The organism is Tolypothrix campylonemoides VB511288_2 (assembly GCF_045999855.1).
In the GTDB taxonomy this organism is placed as follows: domain Bacteria; phylum Cyanobacteriota; class Cyanobacteriia; order Cyanobacteriales; family Nostocaceae; genus Scytonema; species Scytonema bouteillei_A.
In genome coordinates, this window is record NZ_JBFPMW010000016.1 from 139131 (window position 1) to 151456 (window position 12326).

At 42.4% G+C, this 12326-nt stretch carries 9 protein-coding genes; 3 read left to right on the forward strand and 6 right to left on the reverse strand.

From position 1 onward, the window contains the following. Positions 1–190 precede the first annotated feature (190 nt). A complete protein-coding gene (locus AB0756_RS34650; protein WP_038088469.1) occupies positions 191–1234 on the reverse strand; it encodes a nitrilase-related carbon-nitrogen hydrolase in 1044 nt (347 codons plus the stop codon). Between the two features lie 393 nt (positions 1235–1627). On the opposite strand from AB0756_RS34650, the gene AB0756_RS34655 reads away from it, so the two are divergent. Both AB0756_RS34655 and AB0756_RS34660 read left to right on the forward strand, forming a co-directional pair. Next, entirely contained in the window at positions 1628–2278 is a 651-nt protein-coding gene (locus AB0756_RS34655; RefSeq protein WP_038088472.1) for an HMA2 domain-containing protein, read from the forward strand. 19 nt (positions 2279–2297) lie between these two features. Next, positions 2298–3386 carry a phosphatase PAP2 family protein gene (locus tag AB0756_RS34660; protein WP_038088474.1) on the forward strand — a complete coding sequence of 363 codons (1089 nt, stop codon included), beginning with the start codon at positions 2298–2300 and terminating at the stop codon, positions 3384–3386. A gap of 138 nt (positions 3387–3524) precedes the next feature. Here AB0756_RS34660 and AB0756_RS34665 read toward each other — a convergent pair whose 3' ends face one another. Then, positions 3525–4310: an aspartyl/asparaginyl beta-hydroxylase domain-containing protein gene (locus tag AB0756_RS34665; protein WP_038088581.1), complete on the reverse strand. Its 786-nt coding sequence runs from the start codon at positions 4308–4310 to the stop codon at positions 3525–3527. A gap of 260 nt (positions 4311–4570) precedes the next feature. Between AB0756_RS34665 and AB0756_RS34670 the strand changes: the two genes are divergently transcribed. Then, positions 4571–6040, forward strand: coding sequence for an amidohydrolase family protein (locus tag AB0756_RS34670; protein ID WP_038088584.1), 1470 nt, complete (start codon positions 4571–4573; stop codon positions 6038–6040). Here AB0756_RS34670 and AB0756_RS34675 read toward each other — a convergent pair. From AB0756_RS34675 to AB0756_RS34690, 4 genes are all read right to left on the reverse strand, one after another. After that, positions 6037–7587, reverse strand: coding sequence for a hydantoinase B/oxoprolinase family protein (locus tag AB0756_RS34675; protein ID WP_038088477.1), 1551 nt, complete (start codon positions 7585–7587; stop codon positions 6037–6039). The genes AB0756_RS34670 and AB0756_RS34675 overlap by 4 nt on opposite strands. 28 nt (positions 7588–7615) lie before the next feature. Next, positions 7616–9712, reverse strand: a complete 2097-nt coding sequence (locus AB0756_RS34680; protein WP_038088480.1) for a hydantoinase/oxoprolinase family protein — start codon at positions 9710–9712, stop codon at positions 7616–7618. A gap of 198 nt (positions 9713–9910) precedes the next feature. Next, the gene (gene psbA, locus AB0756_RS34685; RefSeq protein ID WP_038088482.1) at positions 9911–10993 is read right to left on the reverse strand and encodes a photosystem II q(b) protein; all 1083 of its coding nucleotides are present in this window, start codon (positions 10991–10993) and stop codon (positions 9911–9913) included. A 224-nt stretch (positions 10994–11217) separates the two neighbouring features. Then, complete coding sequence (locus tag AB0756_RS34690) at positions 11218–12309, reverse strand: glycosyltransferase family 4 protein (protein WP_038088485.1); 1092 nt, start codon at positions 12307–12309, stop codon at positions 11218–11220. Positions 12310–12326 lie beyond the last annotated feature (17 nt).

Consider the following 12326-nt stretch of genomic DNA (forward strand, 5'->3'; position numbering starts at 1 on the left):
CTAATTGTTAATTGTTCATGGTGAGACCAGAGAAAGCAGGCGGGTTTCCCGCCTGTAGGGTTAGACTCACCATTAGTCATTAGTCATTAGCCCTCCCTTGTTCGCCAGTTGCCAGAGTGCGGGAAACCCGCCTACAGCACTGGTCTCACCGTTAGCCATCAGCCATTACCCATTAGCCATTAGCATACCCCTATATAACTCCCAATTTTGCTAACCTTTCTATAGTTTCTTGCTGAGTTTGGATAAAATGTTTGCGGTCTACTTGTTTATCCAACATAGTATTTGCTGGGTAGAAGTGAGATTGAGAATAACTTTGTGCGTAGAGTTCCAAACGCTGTCGGGAAAGTAAATTATTTAACCCCGGTCGGCGACGATAGCGACGTAAAGCTGCTAGATCGATCTCTGCAAATGCTGCCATGCTTTCCCCTGAAGCAGTTTCCGCTAAAACCAATCCCCTATAGTCAAGAATTTTTGAGCCACCGTCAGTAGAAGCGCTGGGAATAGCAGTGTTAGCAATACCTGCACTATTTGCGGAAACTACATATGCCATATTCTCTACTGCGCGGCAGATTTTTGCTGCTTCTTTGGGTGTACGTTCTTTGCCATAAACTTCTGAAGTTGAATGCAGAAAAATTTCTGCCCCCCGCATTGTCAGACATCGCGCCACTTCTGGATATAAAATCTCTTCTGAAGCAAGCGCAGCCAAATTACCAATTGCTGTTTTCGCAACGGGAAAAACACCTTCTAGTCCGTAGCAGTCGAGATACTTATCCCAAACATCATGGGGAGTTGGAGCAAACATGGAATTTAGCCGCCGATAGCGCAAGATAACTGTTCCAGAGGGGTCGATGACAAAGCAAGTTTGAAAGTAAAGCCCTGGAAAGTTTGGGTCAACCTCGTAAGCGTTACCTGCTAGAAAAATTTTATACTGCTGTGCAATTTTACCAAGCGCTTCATATTCTGCACCCGCCATTTCAAGACATGCTTTTTCTTTCCAAACAGCTAGTGATTCTCCCATGGGAAAACCTGTAAGGAAATATTCTGGTAGAACAATCAAACGACAGTCACTACCAATAAACGCAATACTAGCAGCAATTTGTTTTGCCAGACGGTTGATAGTGTCTTGCATCAACAAGCCTACTTCTTGACGGTCAGTTAGCTGGTTAATAGCATGACAAGTCACTTGCAGTGCTAAGGCTCGAAATGATTCTATGGTTTCGCGATCGGCTACCATACTCTGCTTTGTCTGTATTTTTACTCATTTTACGTTGTCAGTGGTGGTAAGCGATCGCTTGCTACTTCATTATTTTTATGTTCCAAAAGTTAGATATAGTCATGCTATCAAAGTTGTATGATGAGAAATTAGCATAATTATTTGTTCTTTATGCTTAATCTTTCTCAGCCATAAATTATTGTTTTTAATTAAGAAAACTTGTATAGAAATTATTGGAATAGAGCACTTTATTTAAATTTACATAAGAATCTAACTTTGATTTTAGAAATATTAAGTCGGATGGGCATTGCAGGTCTGACTGCAAGTTTTTCAAAAATCCTTCAAAACTCCTAAATTGATTTAAAAACTTTCAACCTCAGTTATTGTCTGCTTGAAAAGCAAGAATAAGAGATTATGAATTCTAGAAAAAGAGATAATTCTGGCAAAAATCCTATTTTCCATCAATCCCAGCAAGCTAGCAAAACCAATTCAAGTGTAGCTCATAAAACTACGCAACCTGAAAGGATATCTTATAGTGTTGCTCACGCAATTCCCGGACGCATTCGTTTTCGCATTCCTCGGCTAGTGAAGGATTCTACCTATGCCAAGAAACTGCAGCAGGTTATGGAATTTGACTCGAAAATTAAGAAAGTACGTGTTAACCCTGCTGCAGCATCGATTGTTATCGATTATTCGAGAGAGATGGTAAGAGATGAGGAAATGCGATCGCATCTAATTCATCTGATACAAACGGCTCCTAATATAGCGATCCCAGTCGGAGTCACAGCTAAATCAATTGTGGGAACTATTTTTGATGCTGCTATCCACCTCATCGACACAACACGTAATATTAACCAAGCACGCAATGCTATTAAGTACCAAAGATTTAGAAAAGATACTTGGGAGCGGGTTCTTTCCACCACAAGAAATATCATCAAAAGGCTAAAATCTGCTACCATGTTAATCCTGCCTAACAAACGATGGCAACGGCGCAGCCAGTCCGATGAGATAGGTGGTTTGCAGCCTTTAAAATTGCAAACTGTTGGGGAGGGTGACTTAGTTTAGCCTTTGATGAAGTAGAAAAATGGGAATTCCTCATTTCAACAAACTCCCCGAGCAAAATCCTTTAGTTCAAGCACTACACACTGCTGTCAAAGGAAGAGCAAGGTATAAAGTTAATGGGCTTTACCGTTCGGAAGCTTTTAAAAGGTACCTTGAACTTAGATTGTTAAATGAAAAAGGCATTCAGCAAGTGAGCGCCAATCACTATACAGGAAATGTTCTTGTTCTTTTTCCTTCCAATCGCAGCCCAAAGTCCATTGCATCACTTATCCAAAATATAGTCTTTGATTACAGACAACAGATTGAAAAATCATTCATCAAAACGGAAGCAGAAAAAAAACAAGACGTTGCAAGGAAAGCGATATTAGCAGAAACACCCTTGCAGCAACCAATAGACAAAGCGGGAAGACAACTTATTTTGCTATCGGGAACGGCAGTTAGTACTCTAATTGTAAGTACTTTTTTGCTGCACCGATTTGGTCTTGACGAAAGTATTTTGCTGGCAATTCAAAGATTGCATACGCCACTTCTCGATCGCATTATGATTGGGATAACTTCTCTTGGTGGCTCAGTCGGTTTGCCATGGATTTGTTTGGCATTTGCAACTAGCCCGATCTATAACAACCGTCGTTCAGAAGCGACAACTTTTGGTATAGCTACAGTTGGTGCGATCGGCTTAAATTATTTGTTGAAAGAACGCTTTGGTAGAGCACGTCCAGCATTGTGGGACTGGATTGTAAATGTGGGTCATTACAGCTTTCCTAGCGGACATGCAATGATGTCGATGGTGATTTATGGCTTTATTGCCTATACTTTAGCAAAACAATTTCCTCACCACAGAAAGCAAATTTTTGCCTTGACCATTCTCTTAATTGCGGCGATTGGGTTTAGTAGACTTTATTTAGGTGTACATTGGCCTACTGATGTTGCAGCTGGTTATGCTGTCGGTTTGCTATGGTTAATTGCCTGTATCTTTGGCTTTAATCTGTTGCGAAAATACCGCTTATTACAACAGCTTCAAAAAGATGAAAATATACCGATTGAAGGTCTCCCCAATCTGCAATTTCCTCTTAGAGAAAATTCAGCTATAGCAGTCATAGATGAAATATAAAAATAAGAGTGAAAATTGCTAATAACTAATACCTAATTGCTTTTTGACCATTAGCTATTAACCATTAGCTATTAGCAATCCAAATTATTTTCGGGTGCAACAGGAGCAAGCATATCAATTGCCTTGTTTTTCTGATGCTTATAAAGCTTTATCCCATTCTAGTTGATGTGCTAAACCATACTTAATAAAATCTTCTTCTTTAGCTTTATCACTTTTACCAAATACACCCAAACTATAAGGGTTGTCTTGCATTCTTTGTGTAACGAGTTCTTTTTCAAATCCTATTGCTTCTTCTCTAGGCTGCTCCGGTTTAAAAAAGTCTATAACTAAGACTGTTCTGTCATAATTGGTGTAATTATGCGGACAGTGTGGAAAGCTATGGTCTAAAACCATAACTTCGCCTTCATACCAGTAAAGTTGCTCGTGACATATTTTCATCGCCACATCCCCTTCTGGTACGATCAATCCCAAATAACCGCGATTCATATGTGGGTTATAGTTCACGTGCAATTTGATATCTAAACCGGGATGAAATGTACCAAAATATACGTTTCTAATAATATCATCACTGCTAATTTCTATGATATTCGTTAAATTTGGGAAATATTTCTCTCTTAAAGCAAGTGCTTTTTCTGATGCTTCATACGAATTATAATCTGGATATTGTATTTGATGCAATTTAATATATTCTTCAATAAAGATGCCTTGAAATAAAATCCCAAATGCGCTGTATTTGGAATTTCCCTTAGTTTTAATTGTTTTATTTTTTGGTCCCAGAACTTCGTAAGTAAATTTTAACTCTTCATCAGAGGCATCGCGATTAAAACGTGTAAATTCATCTCGGATCGCTCGCCAATTATCTTGAAAACTGTTGAGAAAAGGAAATTGCTTTGGATCTAGATGGTACTCATTAAAACTTTCCATTGTTTTTCCTCCTAAAATAATTGTATTAAAAAACATTACGCAATGTTGAAATTCAGTCTGTGCCCTAGAAGGATGCTAAAATTCCTAAATAAACTGGGGTATTCATTTCATCCACGTAGAAGTTGCACATTTTTCATGAGGACTGTTATTGGTTAGTTACTCAGCATTTCACCATTAACCAGTAACCACTAACTACTAACAGCCTTCACGCCAAATATGTAAATTCAATGCGTAACAACTATTTTAACGTGAGGTCTACTGTGTCTGAGGTTCCCGTATTAGATCTAATTATTAAAAATGTGCGGGTAGTGCTTCCCCATCAGGAGGGTGTTGAATTGCTAGATTTGGGTATTAAGGATGGGAAATTTGCCCAAATTGCTCCTCATATTAGCCCAGATACAAGCAAAGAAGTATTTGATGCTCAAAATTTGCTGGGCTTTCCTGGGGTTGTGGATGCTCACATGCATATAGGGATCTATCAACCTCTGGACCGAGATGCTCTGACTGAAACTAAAGCAGCCGCTATGGGAGGAGTGACTACCAGCCTGAATTACATTCGTACAGGGCAGTATTATCTCAATAAGGGCGGTTCCTATAAAGATTTTTTTCCAGAAGTGCTGGGACTTTCGCAGGGAAATTTTTTTGTTGATTACGGCTATCATATTGCCCCAATTAGCGCTCAACATATTGATGAGATGCAGATGCTATTTGAGGAGTATGGAATTGGCTCGTTCAAAATCTTTATGTTTTACGGGGGCTATGGTTTGCACGGTCTTTCTGACCAACAAAATCTTTTCCTGATGATTAACAAAGAGGAAAGGTACGACTTAGCTCACTTTGAATTTATTATGCGCGGTCTGAGCAAGCTGAGGGAAAGCCACCCAGAAGCAAGCGATCGCATTAGCCTGAGTCTTCATTGTGAAGTCGCTGATATCCTCAACGCCTACACTAAAATTGTCCAACAGGATACCACGCTTACGGGTTTAAAAGCATACAGCGCTGCTCGTCCGCCCCATTCTGAAGGGTTAGCCATCTGCATTGCTTCCTACTTGGCACACGAAACCAATTGTTTCAATATAAATCTATTACATCTCAGTTCTCGCAAAGCAGTGGAAGCTGCTTTAATGATGCAAACAGTCTTTCCTCACATCAATTTCCGACGGGAAGTCACTGTTGGACACCTTTTGTTAGATATAGATACACCTACAGGCAAATGGGCTAAGGTTAACCCTCCAATCCGTTCCCGTGCAGACGTAGAATACTTGTGGCATGCTGTACTCAATCGCCAAATAGATTGGATTGTCAGCGATCACGCTTGTTGTTCCGCCGAACAAAAAGTTAATCTGAAAGACCCAAATAACATTTGGCTAGCCAAATCCGGATTTGGTGGTACGGAGTACCTCCTTTCTGGTGTTTTTAGCGAAGGTAGCAAGCGCGGTATGTCCTACAATCACATGGCAGAGTTACTCAGCTCCAATCCCGCCCAAAGGTTTGGTTTGCGTTCAAAAGGTAACATTGCCATTGGTTATGATGCTGATTTAGCACTGCTAGACCCTAATGAGACTTTTGTTGTGCGTGCGACAGAATCAGAGTCACAGCAAGGCTATACCCCCTTTGAAGGATTGGAGTTAACGGGACGGGTGAAAACAACTTTTTTACGTGGAAACAAAATTTGCGATCGCGGACAAGTCATTGGTGCGCCCATAGGACGTTTTTGTAGTGGTTCTTAGCGGGCTTTCCCGAAACCTCCTCCTCCTGGGGTTTCTATAACAAAAACATCTCCAGGTTGCATCTCTACTGTTGCAGTACTGTCCAAATTCTCTTCAGTTCCATCCTGACGCTGTATCCAGTTACGTCCTACCTGTCCCGCTTCACCGCCATTTAATCCAAAAGGAGGAACAAGCCGATGGTTGGAGAGAATATTAGCTGTCATGGGTTCTAAAAACCGAATGCGGCGGGTAACTCCATCACCACCGGAATGTTTTCCTTTTCCACCGCTATTGGAACGAAGAGTAAAGCTTTCTACTTGTACGGGATAGCGAGATTCTAACACTTCTGGGTCTGTCAAGCGAGAGTTAGTCATGTGGGAATGAACGCCGTCAGTTCCATCGAAATCAATTCCCGCACCAGAACCACCGCAGATGGTTTCATAATATTGATAGCGATCGCTCCCGAAAGTCAAGTTATTCATTGTGCCTTGAGAAGCAGCCATCACACCCAAAGCCCCATACAAAGCATCGACAATGGTTTGAGAAGTCTCGACATTACCAGCTACGACAGCGGCTGGGTAAGTTGGGTTAAGCATACAGCCTTTGGGAATGATAATTTCGAGTGGGTTAAGACACCCAGCATTCAGGGGAATATTATCATCCACCAGAGTTCGGAAGACGTATAAGACTGCTGCTTGAGTTACGGCTTTAGGAGCATTAAAGTTACTCTGAAGTTGTTGAGAAGTGCCAGTAAAATCAATAGTAGCACTGCGATTTTGTCGGTGAATTGTTATTTTCACTTGAATCCGTGCTTTGTTATCCATTTCATAGATAAAAGAGCCATCTTGAAGAACATCAATAGCTCTTCTCACTGCTTCTTCAGCATTATCTTGCACAAATTTCATGTAAGTTTGAACTGTTTCAAGCCCGTATTGTGATACCATTTTATGAAGTTCTTGAACTCCTCTTTCATTAGCAGCAATTTGTGCTTTAAAATCAGCTAAATTTTGTTCGAGATTGCGGGCGGGGTAAGAATGATTTAAGAGTACATTACGGACTTCAGTTTCCCGAAAATTGCCTTGTTCAACTAAGAGAAAATTATCAAAAAGAATGCCTTCTTCTTCTACTGTAATGCTGTGAGAAGGCATGGAACCGGGAGCAATCCCGCCAATATCGGCTTGGTGTCCGCGAGAAGCAACGTAGAAAAGGGGAGTATAAAATGTATCTAAAAACACGGGGGTAATTGCAGTCACGTCAGGAAGATGGGTTCCCCCGTTATAGGGATTGTTCGATAGATAGACGTTTCCCGGTTTTATTGTGTCGCCTTTATCGTGAATTAAACTGCGGACGCTTTCGCTCATCGAGCCTAAGTGTACGGGAATGTGGGGAGCGTTAGCGACTAAGGAGCCGGTTTGGTCGAAAATAGCACAGGAGAAATCTAGCCTCTCTTTGATGTTTACCGATGCTGCTGTGTTTTGCAGGACAATTCCCATTTGTTCGGCGTTAAATTGAAAGAGGTTTTTGAAGATTTCTAAGCGGACGGGGTCGGGTTGAGATATTGCGTGCATTTTGGTTTTCGTTTTATTATCACGACGCTCATCGACGTTCTAAAATGAGATGATTGCATTCTGTTAATCTGGCTTCCCAGTTCGGTTCAACGACAATTGTGCTAATTTGCTCTACAACGATCGCAGGTCCAATAATGCAATCGCCTGGTTCTAAATGTTCCCTCCTATAAACAGGGGTATCATGCCATTGTTGTGCGGCAAACATTTGGACTGTTTCAACAGATGAAGGTGCTTGTTCTGTGGAACGAGTACGCACGAGTAAGGGTTCTTCGAGAGTCTCCATCTTTAAGATAACTTCGACTGAGGCAGATTCAACAATTAAGTTTTTTTCTAATTGAATGAAACCATATCGAGATTTGTGTTCTCCCTCAAATTCTTGTCGCATCACTGCTACATTATCAGCAAAATTGACTGTCAAGGTAGAATTTGTCCCTTCATATTTTAAATGAACTTTCTGAATGATTTCTTCTTCATTATTAGTTTCATTGGATATGAGTTCTCTGCTAGCTTGGGTTTCTAAAGACTTCATTAACTCTACTAGTTTGGGGATTAACGCTTGAGTCAGGGGTTCTTCTACTGCACCTTCTCGAATCGCCCGCACATCTGCCAATCCCATGCCATAAGCTGAGAGAACTCCAGCATAAGGGTGAAGAAATATTTTTTTCATCCCTAAAGTATTGGCAATTAAACAAGCAACTTGTCCTCCTGCACCCCCAAAACAACAAAGAACGTATTGGGTGACATCATAACCCCGTTGCAAGCTAATCTTTTTAATTGCGTTTGCCATATTCTCTACAGCAATAGTGATAAATCCATCAGCGACTTGTTCGGGAGTGGAGGGATTTCCCGCAGTCGCTGCAATCTCTTGGGCTAATTTTGTAAATTTCTGAATGACAATATCTTTATCTAGGGGCAAATTGCCATCAAGTCCAAACACAGAGGGAAAATATTGCGGGTGAATTTTCCCTAACATGACATTAGCATCAGTCACTGCTAAGGGTCCGCCACGTCGGTAACAAGCAGGTCCGGGATTTGACCGGGCTGATTCAGGTCCGACACGGTAACTCGAACCATCAAAAGATAGAATTGAACCGCCCCCAGCAGCAATGGTATTAATTGCTAACACGGGGACTCGCATCCGCGCTCCAGCAATTTCTGAATCTAGTTGTCGTTCGTATTCTCCTTTAAAGTGAGCAACATCCGTACTTGTCCCTCCCATATCAAAGGTAATGACTAACTCAAAACCAGCCCTCTTGCTCGTTTGAACTGCGCCAACAATACCTCCAGCCGGACCGCTCAAAATACTATCTTTTCCCTGAAATTGTTGGGCTGCAACTAAACCCCCGTCAGATTTCATAAACATTAATCTGACTCCGAGTAACTGACTGGCTACTTGGTTAATATAGCGCTTAAGAATAGGAGTTAAATAAGCATCGACAACTGTTGTATCTCCTCGACTCACCAATTTCATCAAAGGGCTAACTTGATGAGATACAGAAATTTGCGTAAATCCAAGAGCTTGGGCTAGTTGTGCAACTTGTTGTTCGTGATTGGGATAGCGATAGCTATGCATAAAAACAATGGCACAGCTGCGAATTCCCGTATCGTAAGCTGCTTGCAAGTCACGTTTGACTTGTTCGATATTGACGGGAGTTAGTTCATTTCCGCTAGCATCATACCGTTCGTCAACCTCTAACACCCTTTCATAAAGCATGGTAGGTAAAATAATATGGCGGGCAAAGATGTTAGGACGGTTTTGGTAACCAATTCGCAGGGCATCTTTAAATCCCTTAGTAATAACAAGCACTACGCGATCGCCATTCCTTTCTAGGAGTGCATTTGTTGCTACTGTTGTCCCCATTTTTACCACTTCTATGGCATCGCTAGGAATGGGATCTTTGCTGGAAAGACCTATAATGTCCCGAATACCTTGAATCACTGCATCTTGATATTGTTCGGGATTTTCTGAAAGTAATTTGTATACGATCGCCCACTGTCCTTTGGAAAGAGGGGCGATGAGAAAACGTTCGGCATTGCTTGAGAGTCGGTCTGCGATCGCGCGATCGTTTGTAACAGCAACAATATCAGTAAATGTACCGCCGCGATCGGCGAAAACTTTTAACATCACTCCATTTCCTTAATGCCCTTAAGGTTAATATAGCAATCAATCCTATTTGAGATCCGAACAAGGGAGACAAGGAAGAGGTGTTTGTAACTCCTATACAGAATGCTGTATGCAAATTGTCCCAAACGCAAAAAGCGCCCTCCTTTTAGGAGAGCGCCTTTTATCTAGTATTGTCTCTTTGTAGTAAACCTTCTACAACTAACCGTTGATAGCAGGAGCGCTGATTGCAACAGGAGCAACTTCAGTTGCAGCCAAGTCGAGAGGGAAGTTGTGAGCGTTGCGCTCGTGCATCACTTCCATACCGAGGTTAGCGCGGTTGAGGATGTCTGCCCAGGTGCCGATGGCGCGACCTTGAGAGTCAATCACGGATTGGTTGAAGTTGAAGCCGTTGAGGTTGAACGCCATGGTGCTGATGCCAAGTGCGGTGAACCAGATGCCTACCACTGGCCATGCTGCCAAGAAGAAGTGCAAACTGCGGCTGTTGTTGAATGATGCGTATTGGAAGATAAGCCTTCCGAAGTAGCCGTGTGCTGCGACGATGTTGTAGGTTTCTTCTTCTTGTCCGAACTTGTAACCGTAGTTCTGTGATTCGGTTTCGGTTGTTTCACGTACCAAGGAAGAAGTTACCAAGGAACCGTGCATTGCACTGAATAAGGAGCCACCGAATACACCTGCTACACCCAACTGGTGGAAGGGATGCATGAGGATGTTGTGCTCTGCTTGGAACACCAACATGAAGTTGAAGGTTCCAGAGATTCCTAAAGGCATACCGTCAGAGAAAGAACCTTGACCGATGGGGTAGATCAAGAACACTGCGGTAGCTGCTGCTACAGGTGCGCTGAACGCTACGCAGATCCAAGGACGCATACCCAAGCGGTAGGACAATTCCCACTCACGACCCAAGTAGCAGAATACGCCAATCAGGAAGTGGAAAATCACCAACTGGTATGGACCACCGTTGTACAACCACTCATCTAAAGAAGCGGCTTCCCAGATGGGGTAGAAGTGAAGACCGATGGCGTTGGAAGAAGGAACAACTGCACCGGAGATGATGTTGTTACCGTAGAGCAAAGAACCTGCAACGGGTTCGCGGATACCATCGATGTCTACAGGGGGAGCAGCGATGAAGGCGATGATGAAGCAGATGGCTGCGGAGAGCAGTGTAGGGATCATCAGTACGCCGAACCAGCCGACATAAAGGCGGTTTTCGGTGGAGGTGATCCAGTTACAGAACTGCTCCCATACGTTGGCGCTGCGAGCGCGTTGTAAGGTTGCTGTCATGGTTTTATAATTGCGGTTGTTTTGTATGAATTATGGGGCTTTCTTTGTGCCCTCATCTTTAAATTACAACTGTTTACTTAACTTTACAATAGACTGACAGTGAGTAAAAGTGATTTAAGATATTAGCCTAAGTTATGAATCGCAAGCCAGCTCGCAAAAAGCAAATGCTCCCATATCAAGGGAGCATTTTGATTAATCAAACAAAAAAATCAAACAAAAAGTCGTTAACGCCTAAATGCTGTAATTGATTCCAACGAATTTCTCAAAGCAGAATTGAACCAGCTCCTAAAGTTGCGTTCTCCAACAATTTTCTCATAAATTGCCTCATACCCATCAACCATTTGGGTAACGCTAAATTTACTCTCCACGTGTTCTCGGCATTTCTGGCGATCGAGTTCCAATGCTTTTGGTATCATCGCCGCCATCTCTTCATAGCTTTGGCAAACAAAACCCGTCTCTCCATGAGCAATGACTTCGGATACAGAACCCATATTCATCGCAATAACAGGTGTACCTGTTGCCATAGATTCAGCCATCACCAACCCAAAAGGTTCGCACCAGGTGATGGGGAACAAAGTCACCGCCGCATTTCCCAAAAGTTCAGATTTTTGTTCGTGATTGACCTCACCCAAAAATTCGATTTGCTTACCATCAATGTGGGGAGCAATTTCTTCTTCAAAAAACTTCTTGTCTACAACATCCACTTTTCCAGCCATCTTCAAATGCCACCCTGTTTGCTTGGCAATATTAATGGCGTGTTGCGGTCCTTTTTCTGGCGAGAAGCGCCCTAAAAATGCCAGATAGGATGGTTCTTGGGGTTTGGCAAAAAATGGAAACGCAGAGACGTTAATACCGTTGTAAACTGTGCCAACGTAATTTATGTTTAACAAACGTTGGGCGTCACTGATACTGATATATGGTTGCGTGTGGTAACGCCTAAAGACTTTGCTGTTATCACGAGTAAAGATACCGTGAAGGGTATGTACTGTTGGCGTTGAAACCGTACTCGCCCAAGGTAATGACCAAACTCCTATATGGGAATGGATAATATCGAATTCAGTAGCCCGTTCGTAAGCTTGGCTGGCGTGCAAGATATCATACATTACGGGTTCTTTAATGCTTTTATCCAAGCGTAATGCATGGGGACTACCCGCTTCCAAACGAGCTAGGGTTGTAGAATCGCCTGAAGCAAACAACGTGACATCGTGACCTCTACGTACCAACTCATCAGTCAAACGACTCACAACTAGCTCGGTGCCTCCATAGGTGGTAGGCGGAACTTGTTCCCACAAGGGGGCAATTTGTGCGATTTTCATAATATGTATGGTTCACC